This is a genomic window from Caballeronia novacaledonica (assembly GCF_900258035.1).
GTDB lineage: Bacteria > Pseudomonadota > Gammaproteobacteria > Burkholderiales > Burkholderiaceae > Caballeronia > Caballeronia novacaledonica.
The window spans coordinates 254,592-268,923 of sequence record NZ_OGTP01000004.1; the positions used below are offsets into that span (position 1 = coordinate 254,592).

13 protein-coding genes and 1 pseudogene are annotated in these 14,332 nt (G+C 62.1%); 8 read left to right on the plus strand and 6 right to left on the minus strand.

The window, feature by feature from the left end; translation table 11 throughout:
• Window positions 1–18: 18 nt before the first annotated feature.
• Window positions 19–1,365: pseudogene (locus tag NOV72_RS09170) on the minus strand (DUF4158 domain-containing protein); the annotation flags it as partial.
• Between the two features lie 284 nt (window positions 1,366–1,649).
• Here NOV72_RS09170 and NOV72_RS09175 point away from each other — a divergent pair.
• The 4 genes from NOV72_RS09175 to NOV72_RS31860 all read left to right on the plus strand — a co-directional run bounded on the left by NOV72_RS09175 (window position 1,650) and on the right by NOV72_RS31860 (window position 4,563).
• Window positions 1,650–2,354 carry a glutathione S-transferase family protein gene (locus NOV72_RS09175; protein WP_106854263.1) on the plus strand — a complete coding sequence of 235 codons (705 nt, stop codon included), beginning with the start codon at window positions 1,650–1,652 and terminating at the stop codon, window positions 2,352–2,354.
• A gap of 68 nt (window positions 2,355–2,422) precedes the next feature.
• A complete protein-coding gene (locus NOV72_RS09180) occupies window positions 2,423–2,848 on the plus strand; it encodes a hypothetical protein (protein WP_245932955.1) in 426 nt (141 codons plus the stop codon).
• A gap of 721 nt (window positions 2,849–3,569) precedes the next feature.
• Window positions 3,570–3,965, plus strand: a complete 396-nt coding sequence (locus tag NOV72_RS09190) for a hypothetical protein (protein ID WP_106854264.1) — start codon at window positions 3,570–3,572, stop codon at window positions 3,963–3,965.
• Between the two features lie 55 nt (window positions 3,966–4,020).
• The gene (locus NOV72_RS31860; RefSeq protein ID WP_146149968.1) at window positions 4,021–4,563 is read left to right on the plus strand and encodes a hypothetical protein; all 543 of its coding nucleotides are present in this window, start codon (window positions 4,021–4,023) and stop codon (window positions 4,561–4,563) included.
• Between the two features lie 110 nt (window positions 4,564–4,673).
• Here the strand turns inward: NOV72_RS31860 and NOV72_RS09195 are convergent, their stop codons facing one another.
• Window positions 4,674–4,940, minus strand: coding sequence for a hypothetical protein (locus NOV72_RS09195; RefSeq protein WP_181290935.1), 267 nt, complete (start codon window positions 4,938–4,940; stop codon window positions 4,674–4,676).
• Between the two features lie 1,047 nt (window positions 4,941–5,987).
• On the opposite strand from NOV72_RS09195, the gene NOV72_RS09200 reads away from it, so the two are divergent.
• Window positions 5,988–6,737 carry an electron transfer flavoprotein subunit beta/FixA family protein gene (locus tag NOV72_RS09200; protein WP_342753377.1) on the plus strand — a complete coding sequence of 250 codons (750 nt, stop codon included), beginning with the start codon at window positions 5,988–5,990 and terminating at the stop codon, window positions 6,735–6,737.
• Window positions 6,738–6,753: 16 nt separating this feature from the next.
• Entirely contained in the window at window positions 6,754–7,686 is a 933-nt protein-coding gene (locus NOV72_RS09205; protein ID WP_106854267.1) for an electron transfer flavoprotein subunit alpha/FixB family protein, read from the plus strand.
• 304 nt (window positions 7,687–7,990) lie between these two features.
• Here the strand turns inward: NOV72_RS09205 and NOV72_RS09210 are convergent, their stop codons facing one another.
• Entirely contained in the window at window positions 7,991–8,431 is a 441-nt protein-coding gene (locus NOV72_RS09210; protein ID WP_106854268.1) for a PaaI family thioesterase, read from the minus strand.
• 600 nt (window positions 8,432–9,031) lie between these two features.
• Between NOV72_RS09210 and NOV72_RS09220 the strand changes: the two genes are divergently transcribed.
• Both NOV72_RS09220 and NOV72_RS09225 read left to right on the plus strand, forming a co-directional pair.
• Window positions 9,032–9,646, plus strand: coding sequence for a DUF2889 domain-containing protein (locus NOV72_RS09220; RefSeq protein WP_106854270.1), 615 nt, complete (start codon window positions 9,032–9,034; stop codon window positions 9,644–9,646).
• A 145-nt stretch (window positions 9,647–9,791) separates the two neighbouring features.
• Complete coding sequence (locus NOV72_RS09225) at window positions 9,792–11,009, plus strand: CaiB/BaiF CoA transferase family protein (protein WP_106854371.1); 1,218 nt, start codon at window positions 9,792–9,794, stop codon at window positions 11,007–11,009.
• Between the two features lie 40 nt (window positions 11,010–11,049).
• Here the strand turns inward: NOV72_RS09225 and NOV72_RS09230 are convergent, their stop codons facing one another.
• The 3 genes from NOV72_RS09230 to NOV72_RS09240 all read right to left on the minus strand — a co-directional run bounded on the left by NOV72_RS09230 (window position 11,050) and on the right by NOV72_RS09240 (window position 14,264).
• Window positions 11,050–12,615, minus strand: coding sequence for an acyl-CoA synthetase (locus NOV72_RS09230; RefSeq protein ID WP_106854271.1), 1,566 nt, complete (start codon window positions 12,613–12,615; stop codon window positions 11,050–11,052).
• Between the two features lie 66 nt (window positions 12,616–12,681).
• Entirely contained in the window at window positions 12,682–13,833 is a 1,152-nt protein-coding gene (locus NOV72_RS09235; RefSeq protein ID WP_106854272.1) for a thiolase C-terminal domain-containing protein, read from the minus strand.
• Window positions 13,830–14,264 carry a Zn-ribbon domain-containing OB-fold protein gene (locus NOV72_RS09240; RefSeq protein ID WP_106854273.1) on the minus strand — a complete coding sequence of 145 codons (435 nt, stop codon included), beginning with the start codon at window positions 14,262–14,264 and terminating at the stop codon, window positions 13,830–13,832. Before NOV72_RS09240 ends, NOV72_RS09235 begins: the two co-directional genes overlap by 4 nt.
• Window positions 14,265–14,332: the final 68 nt, after the last annotated feature.

Sequence of the window (14,332 nt, forward strand, 5' to 3'; positions counted from 1 at the left end):
TCCGAAGTCTCCTACATTTCCGGGGCGGTTCACCCTGATTGCCGACGCTTCCAACGCGCGCAGCGCACGTCCCCGATCGTCGCCCTTGACTAGATCACGCCATCTGACGCTGACCGGCCCGTCGCAGTCGGGCGGCAATTCGGTGGTGCCGCTATCATGTAGAGCGCCGATGAGATCGAGCTGCCGCAGGCTAGACTCCGCATCCCGTCCGGCGAATTGCAACTCTCGTAACGGACCCAGCAAGTTGCGCATGCGCAGATGATCGTCCGTAAGCGCTTTCCGTACGCTGGCTGCATGGCTCGTGGGTGGTTTGTCCGTGACGTCACCAAGTAGCCCGGCAATCTCGGCGATGCGCTCTTCCGCCGGCCGTTCGTGGTCCCGAACAAGCACCTTGATCGCGACCAACTTCTGCCTGTACTCGATTGCTGATCGTGCCTGTCGGACCGTGGTGCGATCGTAAGCCTGCCGCACAAGATCGGAGACTCGACGCGTGGTTTGATAGAGCAGGGCGTCCGTCAGATCGAGCAGTGTCACACGCAGGAAACAGATCAGCTCGATTGTGCGGGTCGACGCCTTGAGTTCGCGAACCTTTACAGGACGGCGGGCCTGAATGCGTTGTGCATACGCACGCTGCTTTTCGATTGGCACGGAATCGAGCGTCCACTCATGTGCACCGAGCTCCTTGAGGAAACGGACCTTCGCGAGGGTCTCGGTGAGGGTCGAAGGACTGTGACGAGCAGGGGGTGTTTTTAGCCATTCGTGAACGCTCATGCCGGAGGTTCCCTCTTGGGTAGCGAGGACGGCATCGGCACGTATCAGCTGCGTTTCCATGACAGTCGCCTCGATCCTGGCGAGCACGTCGCGCTCGATGTCCGACCAAATGGAACGGCCGAGATCTCGCAGGGTCCGCTCGGCGGGTATCAGGATTCGCCGCTCGTACAACCAGTAATGGGCATGCTGGAACAGTTCGTCGAGCATAATGGACTCGGTGGCATCTCGTCGCATCCATGCTTCGAGTTCCGCCCAATGGCCCGTCTCGATTGACCTCAGTCCGAGATATTCGCAAGCCCAGATCTGATGCTCGTACTGCGTCTTGTAGCGTTGGTAGAGCGTGCGAAGCGACGCAATCGTCGGGGTCGGTAGGTCGAGCCGCTCACCGACGTACCGCAGCAACTGGCGCGGCAAGGTGCCAACATGGTCAAGGATATGACCGCTCGCCCGCAGAAAGATCAACTGAATCGCGGCGCCCGCGTGTCGGTTGCGCCGGAAACGCGCGTTGATCGCGGCGACATCATTTTCGGTGAGCGCGAAGTGAAGTTCGACATCAAACTCCGTCAACCGGGTGGGCAGGCGATCCTGTCCCACATAGCGAAGTTACAGGCCTGGCATGTCCTGCCCCCAAGCGGCGCGACCCAAAATCACAGTCTGGTATGTTACCGCAGACGCGGTTTTGAGCTGACGACCAATGTCAGAATCGCCCCGAGAGCCTGATAAATAAAGGGGTTGGGGTGAAACCGCCAGATTTTGCACGAAAAGGACGATCACCCCTACGCCAGCATTGCTCTGGACTATTGGCCCTTCCGATCCGCTTTTAAAGATTGTTCGACCTAAAATGATCCGATATCGGCCACGACACGGAGACCATCCCCATGATCGAGTTCTACTTTCACCCGACGCCCAATCCCGCGAAGATCGCGCTCTTCCTCGAAGAATCCGGGCTGCCATATGAACTGAAGCCGGTGGACACCAGCAAGGGCGAGCAGCATTCGGCCGAGTTCCGCGTGATCAACCCGAACGGCAAGGTGCCCGCCATCGTGGACATGGAAGGGCCGGGCTGCGAGCCGGCTGTTGTGTTCGACTCCACCGCGATCCTTCTTTATCTTGCGGAGAAGACGGGTCAGTTCGCCGGCGCGCCGGAAGATCGCCCGCAGCTTCTTTCGTGGCTGATGTTCGTAGCGAGTGGGCTCGGACCGTATTCCGGGCAGGCGGTGCATTTTCAGTACGCGGCGCCGGAAGGGCTCGACTATGCGGTGAATCGTTATCGGCGGGAGGCTGATCGTCACTATCAGGTGTTGAACGACAGGCTCAAGGGCCGTGAATACATCGTGGCCGACACCTATACGATCGCGGACATGTCCGCCTGGGGGTGGCTTGATCGGGCATCGCGCGTGTTCAAGTCGAGCGAGGATCCGCTCGGGCCATATCCGGAACTCAAGCGCTGGTTCGGGAAGATCGACGCGCGGCCCGCCGTTGAACGCGCGCGCGCCATGAATAAGAAGCATGCTTTCAAGACGGTCAACGACGATGAGACGAAGCGTGCGTTGTTCCCGTCCAACTACCCGAAGACTGCGTGAGAAACGAGGATCTGCAGCATGCCGCGTCTGGGTGGTTCGATGAGTAGGCCTCGCTCGACGCAGCCACTGTGCAGATCTGGTCGCACGGTTATGAAGCGACCTCCATCCGCGATCTCGCCGCAACGATGGGCCTCACGGCCGCGACCCGATACAACGCTTTGACGACAAGCGCGCGGTCTAGGAACGCGCGCTCGAACGACACGTCGAGCGCGGCTATCGCGACCGCGTTGAGCGTATCGAACATCACATGCGGCCGCGCGGTGCGGTCGCCGCGTTCTTCGAAGAGATCTTCCAGCTTTCCGAGAACGATCCGCATCGCGAGGGATGCCTCATCGTCGATCCGACGAAAGAACTCGCGCCGCACCGGGACGCGGCCACTTTCTGCCGTTCGCCCGAGTCATCGAGCGGCCACTCGAGCGGCTGGTCTACTCAGAAATCCGCCTGACGGTCAACATGCGCACATCGGCCTTTGCGCCGACATTGAGGCCGGTTGATTAACGTCGACAGCCTGTCAGATTGCTGACCCCGGCGGCATCACACGGCAGGACTGCAACTGCCTGCGTCAGCGAACTCACACTCACGACCCGGAAGGGACAGCGGTCTATGCCCAAAGCGGCCACTCGGAAAGATTTTGTGCGGTTCGCTAGCGACGTGCTTGCCTGATTCCCAGGGCGACGATGACGCAGCCGCACACGCGGTCGATCCAGACTTTCGAGCGACGACATCCTCGCGGCCCCTAGATCTTGCTCTCAAGCTCGAGGAGATTTGTGTCGATAGAAGCCAATAGACCCATAATGTACGTTCACCGTCGATCAGGCGTCGCAAGCGAACAACATGAGAACACAACAGGTTACACACGCGGCGTTGTTGCTCGTCGTCAGCGCCCTCGCACTCGCTGCCCGCAGAACGCCCACGCTCAGCCCAGGCCGACGAAATTTGCGCCTTACGGCGCATCTGGCGACGATGCCATCGCTGGACGGCGTTGAAGGACTACCGGAATCGCAAAGTTGATACCGTGTTTGGTACCGTCAGCTTTCGTGCCCACGCATCGTATCGTGCGCTTGCGAGTCGCCATAGCTGCATCTCGAGAAGATCGTCTGGGGTCTACTGGCACGGTCCGAGACCGAGCAGTACACGAGCAAAGCGCTGTGCACCTACGTCAACTGACTACGTTGGTGCTTTTGACACGCCAACGCAGTAAAAGCGGGACAATCGATGCAACAGATTTTCCTGCTCTGTCGTACCGTCGTAACACAGGCGGCGCGATTCACGCGAAGTCTGGAGCAACTCGACTACCGCGTCGGCGAGTTGCTCGCGTACCTCGAGAACAATAACGGCTCGACGATCGCCCATGGGAAGTACTATCGCGAGCATAGACCTATTTCGACGGCGATGGCAGAGTCGGCGGTGAACCGGGCGATCAACGCTCGCATGTGCAAGCGCCAGCATATGGGCTGGACTTCACGCGGCGCTCATGTACTTGCCCAGGTGCGATGTGCGGTGATCAATGGCGATTTGCCGCCAAACTTGCGGCGTATAGGGCAAGCATGGACGAAATATCGGAGGACGTCGCCCGCTTTCTCGCCTGCATGCAGCAGGCGGAAGAAGTAGAACTACGCGTTTAACAGTCCCTTGCGGGGCCATAACGTTTCCAACGGATGCTTCGATGGTCAAATCGATCTCGCCTCGTCGGAGGGTAAGCAAGCGGCCGAAGCAGCACTTCGTCGATCTATGGGTCAAGCAAAGTGAGCTTTTTTGGCGAACCGTCTATAGCGTTCCGCTGATAGCTTCCGCCGTTTTTGCCGGCTGGTATGCACTCGAAGTCGCCGATCAGGAACGACTTGCCGGCTGGCTACTGACGGGCGGAGTCCTGGTAATGGCTATCCAGGTCGCTGTTCTGCATCGAATGGCTGTCTATCTCAACGTTTTCCGTCGCGCCGCTGACACGTTGATCCCAAGGGTGTCGGAGCCTCCATTCGGCCTAAGTGGATTCCGGATCGGCGTCGCAGTTCCGGTCCTAGTCATGCTGTTTTTTATTGCGCTGCGCGTTATTAACCCAGACCTAAACAAGCCTGAGACAGTGCCCGGTTCGAAGCAGCGCTTCGTTAGAGGTACCGCGTCAAGCGGCGCATCGACACCGGAGGGCGTTGCTTCCGCTTCTGGAGTTCCATCGGCGAGTGCTGCGACGGGTTGCCCAGGTAGTAAATAGGGGGTGCGGACAAAATCTTGGACTACCCCCAAGGTAGTCCAAGATTTTGTCCGCACCCCCTATTTATGCCACCGATAGGCTCGCATGCTGCTGAATCCCACCGCTCACGCTCACTCGCCAGCTAGCTCGCCCGAGGCGCTGCCTGCATGGTTGTCGATCGCGCGACACTCGATGCGCAGATAACGAACAGGCTCATTGCGCGTTCCGTTGGGGTATGCCACATGTTCGCCGAGCACGAAGTGCCGATCACGGACCCGCATCTTAGCGAGTTGGATGGAACGCTCGACATGCACTGGCCCCGCGAATGACGGTGGCAGTGCGATGTTCTCACCGACGTGCAGCCGCACGACCTGATGAGTGGAAGATTCGCCGTGCATCGCCTTTTGGATGAATGGATTTGAGGTAGTGGCGAATAATACGAACCAGGTCCGAGGTCTAGCGAATGCGCCGTACACGGGCGTCGCCGGTTGCATCATTCTGATGACTTGTCTTGAGACGAACTGGGACGCGCCGAACTTACGAAGTGGTGCGTCACTCTGTGCACCTCAGATTATCCGGCTCGAACGAACCGCGCGGGATTTGTAGGTCGCGTGCCGGTCGGTCGGTGGACATTCCAAAGGATTGGATTGTCGGACTCATCAAGGGCACGGCGGAGGCGCCGTTTCATGCTAGTCGACCCGAGCAACCGACTGGTCGCCGACACCCTCGAGCAAGAATGGAACGACAAAGCTGCGCAAATTTGTCCGACGCGAGAGAACAAAGGGAGCGTAGCCAGCAGCAGGGAGGTCTCATACTCGACGATGCGATCCATGACCGGCCCATCGCAACGACAGCGAACTTCAAAACACTCTGGCGTGACCCATCGCTGGCGAATCGAGAGCGAAAGCGGCTGTTAGCCTACATCATCCAGGACGTCACACTTGTCAAACTTTCAGGCGAAGGGACAACAAGGATTCGCGTTCGCTTCAAGGCCGGCAAGACTGAAAGCGCTCACGGCGCAGACTCCCAAAACATCTGCTCGATAGGTCCAAACTTACAGTGACTAGAGGTCCTCGATCTCATCGACAAGTTTCTCAAAAACATACATGCTCTCAGATTGCGCACTTCCTGAATGATCGGGATACCAGCGCGCGCATGCCGTGATCACATCGAGCGGATAGTGAAAATATTTTGGTCCTTGAGTTATAGCCGAACCCAAAGTATTCATCGAACGTCCGATCGTTCGCGTTGCCAGCGCATTTGATGGCTGACACTTACTGCGACAAAATCTTCGCATCGCTGTTCACGAGGGCAAGGCGCCCCCCCGAACCGGGTAGGCATGCGTCTTATTGTCTCCATGCAAGATGACGTTGCGGGCTCTTGCTGTCTGGGCAGGCAGCGGATCGGCGCGGGACACAGCCAAAGCGGACTAGGAGGAGATGACAGTGAAGGTTCTCATAGCAGTCAAAAGGGTGGTGGACGCGAACGTCAAGGTCGGCGTGAGGTCCGATAGCACAGGCGTCGATATCACCAACGTGAAGATGTCGATGAATCCATTCGACGAAATCGCCGTCGAGCAAGCAGTGCGGTTGAAGGAAGCGGGAGTGGCTAGCGAGGTCATTGTCGCTTCTTGCGGAAGTTCGCAGGCGCAGGAAACGCTGCGCACGGCGCTTGCGATTGGTGCGGATCGCGCGGTTCTCGTGGAAACGACAGTCGATTTGCAGCCTTTGGCCGTCGCGAAAGTCCTGAAAGCGTTGGTCGACAAAGAGCGGCCTTCGCTCGTGATCCTCGGCAAGCAGGCCATCGATGACGACTCGAATCAGACAGGGCAGATGCTTGCCGCGCTAGCGGGACTACCTCAGGGAACGTTCGCTTCGAAGATGGTCCTTGCCGACGGAAAGGTCACCGTCTCGCGCGAAGTCGATGGCGGAGCGGAGACACTGTCGTTGACGCTCCCCGCGATCGTGACGACCGACCTGCGCCTGAACGAGCCGCGCTATGTGACGCTGCCCAACATCATGAAGGCGAAGAAGAAACCATTGGAAACGATGAAGCCCGAAGACCTCGATGTGGACGTTACACCGCGTCTGAAGACGCTGAAGGTGACTGATCCACCGAAGCGCAGCGCGGGCGTGATGGTGCACGATGTGAAGACGTTGGTCGGAAAGCTGAAGACCGAAGCCAAGGTGTTGTAATAGGGAAAAAGACGAAATGACGAATCTGATTATTGCCGAACACGAGACCACCTGTTTGAAGGCGGCGACGTTGAACGCCGTCGCCGCCGCGCAAAAAATTGGCGGCGACACTCACGTGCTGATCGCGGGGCACAACGCACAAGGGGCAGCGGAGCAGGCCGCGAAGATTGCAGGCGTTTCGAAGGTACTGCTCGCCGACGCGCCGCAACTTGAAGCGGGCCTCGCTGAAAACGTCGAAGCGACGGTGATGAATATCGCGAAAAACTATTCGCACATCCTCGCGCCGGCAACCGCCTACGGCAAGAATATCGCGCCGCGTATCGCAGCAAAGCTCGATGTCGCACAGATCAGCGACATTACCGCAGTGAATGCTCCTGACACCTTTGAACGCCCGATCTACGCGGGCAACGCAATCGCGACCGTGCAATCGTCTGATCCGATCAAGGTCATCACCGTACGAACCACGGGTTTCGACGCAGTCGCAGCCGAAGGCGGAAGAGCAGCGGTCGAGAAGATCGAGGTACCAGCAGACAGCGGCATTTCGCAATTCGTCAGCCGCCAGTTGACGAAGCTGGACCGTCCAGAACTGATGTCTGCGTCGATCATTGTCTCGGGCGGCCGCGGCCTCGGAAGCGGTGAAAACTATACGAGAGTGTTGGAGCCGCTCGCCGACAAGCTGAACGCCGCACTCGGCGCCTCGCGCGCAGCGGTGGATGCAGGCTTCGTTCCGAACGATTATCAAGTGGGTCAGACCGGCAAGATCGTCGCGCCGCAGTTGTACATCGCGGTGGGCATCTCGGGCGCGATCCAGCATCTGGCGGGCATGAAGGACTCGAAAGTCATCGTCGCAATCAATAAGGATGCGGAAGCACCGATCTTCAGCGTGGCCGACTATGGCCTCGCCTGCGATCTGTTCACAGCAATTCCGGAAATCGTCGAGCTCGTCTAGCGGAGGCAACCGATGGCCTTGCTGCGGGAATGTCTGAAAGCGGTACGGATGAAGACCGGTACCTGGAACGCCGACGAACGCTACTGGCCGGCGTCAGCATCGACGGCGGGAGCGGTGCAGGGGACGTCAGGTTCGAGGCACTCCCTCGTCTGCTCCTGCAGCGATGCACCGGCAACCGGTGGCACGGTAGTGCCGGTTGCGCCGGACGCGTCATGTCTGCGCGTGCCAGCCGCCCCGGTGCGGCCACGCATCGCGGCCGGCGACGTCTGAGAATTGCCGCGGCTGCGAGCGCGCCACGGGATCGTCAGACCGTCTTTCGCCGCAGCGGCAGAACCGCGAACACGCCGCTTGCCTTCACCAGGCAGCGTCCGTCCACCATCAGGCGGCAACTGCCAAAGCGCAGGCGGGCGCCCATCTTGTCGAGGGTCACGTGCGCCTCGAGCCAGTCGCCGGCCCGACCCGAGTCGAGAAATTCCAGACTCAGGCTCGCAGTGACGCCTGGCGCCAGGTCGTCGCCGCTGCGCATCATGGTCACGCCTAGCGCGTGGTCGGCCACGGATGCGAGCACGCCGCCATGCGTGATGCCGAGTAGATTGAGGTGTCGCCATCCGACACGCAGTCCCATGATTCGGCGCGTCGCGTCGAAATAGAGCGGCCCGAAGGGCTGCATGAAATCGGGCACCACGGCCATCGGTTCGAAACCTGCGGGCACGGCGTCGCAAGCGAAATTGTCTGCTTTTGTCATGTCGATCGTGTGTCTATTGCGGTAGTAGAACGGTCTGACGGCAGATTAGCGGGTACCCGGGTTTCATCCCCCCTCCCCAAATCGGGTAGGGGGCGCTCCTTGGGGAATCGTTAGTGTCGAGGTAACAGCAACGTTCCTTCGTGTTTGCCGCCCCGCCGCGAATACGGTGACACTGTGACACGTGTCACGCGACACGCGCCGGGAGATTGGAGGGGCGTCGATGCGGGTGACTCATCGCCCGAGTAAGGCTCGCCGGAGCAGGAGACAGACGTGCGTCTCATTGGGAAAAGCGCAGTCGCCGCATCGATGATCGTGCCAAACGACCGCGCGATTGCGCAGTCGAGGTGATGCGTGACGGTACCGTCGACGCGTTCGTTCAGCACGCCGGCAGGAGCACCGCACATTCCCGGGACTCGCCCGGCGTGCAGATCGGCATCGACCACAATCAGTCGAGGCGTAAGGCCTCGACGCGTGCGTCAAGAACAACCGCGGCGGGCTGGCGGGGCATCGTGGTGCATGAGCCGGGCAGCGTCCGGACGTTCGCAGTGATCGGCATGACACATCGCTTCTGACCATACTTTTCCCGGAGACAACACCTTCATGTCCGGCACCAACACCATCGCAGCCGATTGCACGCTGATCCATACACGTCAGATCACCTGCGATGTCTATCAGCGCAGCGACGGCGCCTACGAAGTTGAATCGAGCATGTTCGACCGAAAGACGGCGCAAACTACGCTGCCTTTCCGCACTGTCGCGCCCAACGAGAAGTTCCACGACATGCGTCTCGCGCTAACGGTGAGTTCGGATCTCGTGATCGAGCGCATCGAGGCGCGTACCGAGGCTGGGCCCACGCCATTTTGCAAGGAGATCAACGCCGCCTACGCGGAACTGCGCGGCGTGCGGATCGGTCCGGGATTCAAGGCGCGGGTAAAGGAGGTCGTAGGCGGCGTAGGCGGATGCACGCATCTCACCGATCTGCTCGGTCCCATCGCGACGACGCTCATCCAGGCGAGCCTTGCGCGCATGCAGACGGCACAGCGGCTGCACGAGATCGCGAGGCTGGAGGTCATGCCGCGCCCGTGGGTGATCGACACGTGTCACGCCTACCGGGCGGACGGCGAGGCTGCGCGCCTCGTCTGGCCCATCGCGAAGCGCGCCGTAACGGAGGAATCGGGACGGCAGCCGGGTGGCGACACAAACGCTTCGGCGTGAAATGCGCCCACCCGCACGGAGATGAAGGCGCAGGACACGCCCGCGCCCAGCCAATTGACCAACATGAGGATCGACATCGGATGAATTTCGCATTCGGAGCATTCAATCCGGGCGCATGCGCCATCCCACGACCGGGAGCGCAGCCATGAGCGGCCCGCTGAACGGCGTGCGCATCGTCGACCTGACAACGGTGCTGATGGGACCGTACGCGACCCAGATTCTCGGCGATCTCGGCGCCGACATCATCAAGGTGGAACCGCCTGCTGGGGACAACGTGCGCGGACTCGGACCGAAGCGCAATGAGGGCATGTCCGGCATCTTCCTGCATGTCAATCGCAACAAGCGCAGCATCGTGCTTGACCTGAAGATCGAGGCGGGACGCGAAGCGCTGCTGCGCCTCGCCGCCGATGCGGATGTGCTGATCTACAACGTGCGTCCTCAAGCCATGGCACGCCTCCGACTCGATTACGAAACGCTCGCGCGGGTCAATCCGCGAATTGTCTACGTCGGCGTTTACGGCTACGGGCAGCGAGGTCCCTACGCGGCGAAGCCCGCCTATGACGACCTGATTCAGGGCGCCGTCGCGATTCCGACGCTCGGCATGCTGGCGGGCGCGGACGCGCCACGCTACGTGCCATGCGCGATGGCCGACCGCGTCGTCGGCATGAGCGCCGCGAACGCGGTCTCGGCGGCGCTCTACCATCGAGCGCTCACGGGCGAGGGTCAGCGTATCGACGTGCCGATGTTCGAGACGATGGCGCAATTCATCCTCGGCGACCATCTGTGCGGCGAAACGTTCGATCCGTCCGCCGGCCCTGTGGGCTACGCGCGGCTGCTCAACGATTACCGGCGGCCCTACGAAACGCGGGATGGCTACCTCTGCGTCATGCTATACAACGACAAGCAGTGGCGGGCTTTTTTCGACCTGATCGGCCAGCCCGAGGTGATGGCGCGCGACCCGCGCTTCTCGACCATCAGCAAGCGCACGGAGCACATCCGCGAGCTGTACCGCATGGTTGCAGAGCTGATGAAGACGCGCACGAGCGAAGCATGGCGCATCTTGCTCGAACAAGCCGACATTCCGGTCATGCCGATGCACACGATCGACTCGCTGATGCGCGATCCGCATCTGGATGCGGTCGGTTTCTTCGAGATGGTCGAACACCCGAGCGAAGGGCGCATGCGCACGATGGCAGTGCCGTCGACGTGGTCGGAGTCGGTGCCGACGTTCAGGCACCACGCGCCCCGCTTCGGGGAGCACAGCGTAGAGATCCTGCGCGAGGCCGGCTATACCGATGCGGAGATCGCCGCGCTCAAGGCGCAAGGCGTGACGGTGACGGCGGACTGCGCGCCGCCGCGCTAGCGCCGCAGTCCACAACGGGCGTGCATGCCCGCGCGATCCTTCAAGCGCCCGGCGCGCGCTTCACCGCGCCATACCGCTCGCGCAGCGCCTGCTTGTAGAGTTTGCCGGTCGGCAGCCGAGGCAGCGCATCGACGAAGTCGAACGAGCGCGGCACCATATAGCGCGCTACGCGCTCGCGCAGAAAGGCGCGCAACTCGTCGGCGAGCGTGTCGCAGGGCACGGCCTCGGCGACGAGTTCCACGACCGCCATGACTTCCTCGCCCATCTCCGGGTGCGGCACGCCGATCACGGCCGCGTCGAGCACATGCGGATGGCTCACCAGCGCGTCCTCGATCGCCTGCGGATAGATGTTCACGCCCCCCGAAATGATCATGAATGACTGGCGATCAGTGAGATACAGGTAGCCCTCGCCGTCCACATAACCGATGTCGCCGACCGCGGTCCACAAGGGATGCAGCGGATGCTGCGCGCGGCGTGTCTTTTCTTCGTCGCGATGATAGTGAAACGCCGGCGCGGCGCGCTCGAAGTAGATGAGACCGGGTGTGCCGTCCGGGCAGGGCGCGCCGGTGTCGTCGCAGATATGCAGCGTGCCGCACAGCGGTCGCCCCACCGAACCCGGATGGGCGAGCCAGTCCGCGCTGTCGATCTGCGTGATACCGTTGCCTTCGGTTGCACCGTAATACTCGTGCAGGATCGGCCCCCACCAGGCAATCATCTGCTGCTTGACCTCGATCGGGCACGGCGCCGCCGCATGAATCGCGACGCGCAGGCTCGACAGATCGTAGCCCTCGCGCACCATGCCCGGCAGCTTTAGGAGCCGCACGAACATCGTCGGCACCCACTGGCTGTGCGTGATGCGATAGCGCTCGATGAGGGCCAGCGCGGTCTGGGCGTCGAACCTCTCCATGAACACGAGGGTGGCGCCCCGGCACATCAGATGCAGCGCGTAGGCGATCGGCGCGGAGTGATAGAGCGGCGCCGTCGAGAGATACACGGTGTCCGAGTCGAAGCGGTAGGACTCGTACAACCGTTGTCGCACCGGGTCCACCAGGTCATGCAGGGCGGTGCTGGTCGGCGCACGCAGGATGCCCTTCGGGCGCCCGGTCGTGCCGGAGCTATACAGCATCAGCGTGCCGAGCCGCTCCTCCGGCTCGATTTCCTCAGGAGCGCTGCTCAATGCCTGTTCGTAGGATTGCCAGCCGTCGATGACGCCGTCGATCATGAAGTGCGCGACACAGTCGGGCGTGAGCGCAACGAGCCCCGAGGCCAGTTTGCGCATCGCATGGGAGCTGATGACGACTTTCGATCCGCCGTCCTTGACGATATAGGCCGCCTCGGCTGCGGTCAGATAGCGATTGACCGGCGTGACGACGAGGCCCGAGCGTACGGCCGCCCAGCAGACCTCGAAATAGCGCAGGTTGTTTTCCATCACGACAGCGATGTGATCGCCCGCGCGCAGGCCGAGTCCGGCGAGCAAACGGGCGAAGGCGAGCGAACGTGCGTCGAGCACGCGATAGGTGAGCGAGATGCCGGTTTCGCCGTGAATCACGGCCAGCTTCTCGGGTGTCCGGCGCGCGTGCGCGCCAAGCCAGGACCACTGTTCCATCGAGGGTTCTCCGGTTGTCTTCCTGAAAGCGTGAAGCGCACGGGCCGGCTACGGTGCCCCCGCCGTTCAATGCAGCTCGCTTGAGAGCACGAGCGAGGCCGACGCCGAGAACATGCCGCCCACGCCCTGCACGAAGCTGCGGCGAACGCCCTCGACCTGCCGGTACGCCTCGCCGCGCAGTTGGCGCACCGCTTCGAGAATGGCGAACATGCCGTACATGCCGGTGTGGGTGTAGAGGATGCCGCCGCCGTTGGTGTTCATCGGCAGCTTGCCGCCCGGACGCGTGTGCCCGGCCTCGATGAACGCGCCAGCCTCGCCGCGCCCGACAAAGCCGAGGTCTTCGAGCCCGAAGAGCGGCAGATGTGCGAACGCGTCGTAGATCATCAGGTGGTCGACATCCGCGTGCGTGATGCCGGCCTCGGTAAAGGCGGCCTGGCTCGAACGGCGGAAACCCCGGGAGCGTGTCATGTCGTCCATCATCGAGATCAACGGGCTGTCGCAGGACTCGCCGGCGCCGAGCAGATAGACGGGCTTGTCGGCGCGCCGCAGATCGCGCGCGCGCCCGGCCGAGGTGATGACGAGTGCGCCGCCGCCATCGGTGACGACGCAGCATTCCAGCTTGGTGAACGGATAGGCGATCATCGGCGCGTTCATCACTTCGTCCACGGTCAGCCGCTTCTTGCGGCTCGCGCGCGGGTTGCCCTCGGCCCAGTGGCTCTGCGCGACGACCACTTCGGCGAGTTGCTCGTGCGTGGTGCCGGTCTCTTGCATGAAGCGCAGCGCGGGCAGCGTGAATGTGCTGGGTGGCAGGCCGCTGCCGTAGCCGATTTCGAACTGACCGCGGATAGAGTCCGGATAGTACGCGCGCGGCGCACGGCCCACCTTCGAGCGGCCCGATTCGCCGTGCAGCACCAACACGGTCGAGCACTGGCCCGCGCGAATCGCGGCGGCCGCGTGGCGCACGTGCACGAGGAACGAGCAGCCTCCCACCGAGGTGCCGTCGTACCACGTCGGTTTGACGCCGAGATAGTGCGCGACGTCGATGGGCGATTCGACAGCGCTCGTGATGCCGTCCACGTCGGCGAACGTGAGGCCCGCGTCGGCGAGCGCGCGGCGCGCGGCGTCGGCGCGCAGGTCCATTTCGGAGAGGTCGGGCAGGGCGCCCAGGTCGGTTTCGGCGGCGCCGGCGATGGCGATGGCAGTCTGGTTTCGGGTCATGGCGTGCGCGGGCTAGCGGGTTTGAAGAGCGGCAAGGCGACTTCGCCGCGGGGTTCGAAGACGACTTCGAGCGGCATGTCGAGTTGCAGCCTTTCCGGCAGCGGCGGCACGCCCACGAGATTCGACATCATGCGTGGCCCTTCTTCGAGCTCGACCACGGCGATCACATACGGCGTGTCGCCGCCCGACCATGGCGAGGCGACGTGGCTGACGACATAGGAGTGCAGACGTCCCCGGCCGCTCGCGCGGACCCACGAGAGCGACTGCGCGCCGCATTCGGGGCAGTGCGGACGCGGATAGAGTACAAGCGCCCGGCAGTGCCCGCACACTTGAATCCGCAGCTCGCCGGCCTGGGTGCCCTCCCAGAACGGCCGGGTGCCGGGCGTCGGCACGGGCGTGAAGCGTGCCGGAGTGTCTTTGGCGTGGTTCATGAATTCCTTGTGGGTGCGTAGACGCGCCGCACGGGCGGCGGCGCGGGAAAGACGCGGGAAGGGGGTGG

Coding starts and splice junctions, on each gene's coding strand:
- NOV72_RS31860 (WP_146149968.1), top strand. CDS start 4,021: ATGGTCAAATCGATCTCGCCTCGTCGGAGGGTAAGCAAGCGGCCGAAG.
- NOV72_RS09190 (WP_106854264.1), top strand. CDS start 3,570: ATGCAACAGATTTTCCTGCTCTGTCGTACCGTCGTAACACAGGCGGCG.
- NOV72_RS09240 (WP_106854273.1), bottom strand. CDS start 14,264: ATGAACCACGCCAAAGACACTCCGGCACGCTTCACGCCCGTGCCGACG.
- NOV72_RS09220 (WP_106854270.1), top strand. CDS start 9,032: ATGTCCGGCACCAACACCATCGCAGCCGATTGCACGCTGATCCATACA.
- NOV72_RS09235 (WP_106854272.1), bottom strand. CDS start 13,833: ATGACCCGAAACCAGACTGCCATCGCCATCGCCGGCGCCGCCGAAACC.
- NOV72_RS09225 (WP_106854371.1), top strand. CDS start 9,792: ATGAGCGGCCCGCTGAACGGCGTGCGCATCGTCGACCTGACAACGGTG.
- NOV72_RS09195 (WP_181290935.1), bottom strand. CDS start 4,940: ATGCACGGCGAATCTTCCACTCATCAGGTCGTGCGGCTGCACGTCGGT.
- NOV72_RS09230 (WP_106854271.1), bottom strand. CDS start 12,615: ATGGAACAGTGGTCCTGGCTTGGCGCGCACGCGCGCCGGACACCCGAG.
- NOV72_RS09205 (WP_106854267.1), top strand. CDS start 6,754: ATGACGAATCTGATTATTGCCGAACACGAGACCACCTGTTTGAAGGCG.
- NOV72_RS09175 (WP_106854263.1), top strand. CDS start 1,650: ATGATCGAGTTCTACTTTCACCCGACGCCCAATCCCGCGAAGATCGCG.
- NOV72_RS09210 (WP_106854268.1), bottom strand. CDS start 8,431: ATGACAAAAGCAGACAATTTCGCTTGCGACGCCGTGCCCGCAGGTTTC.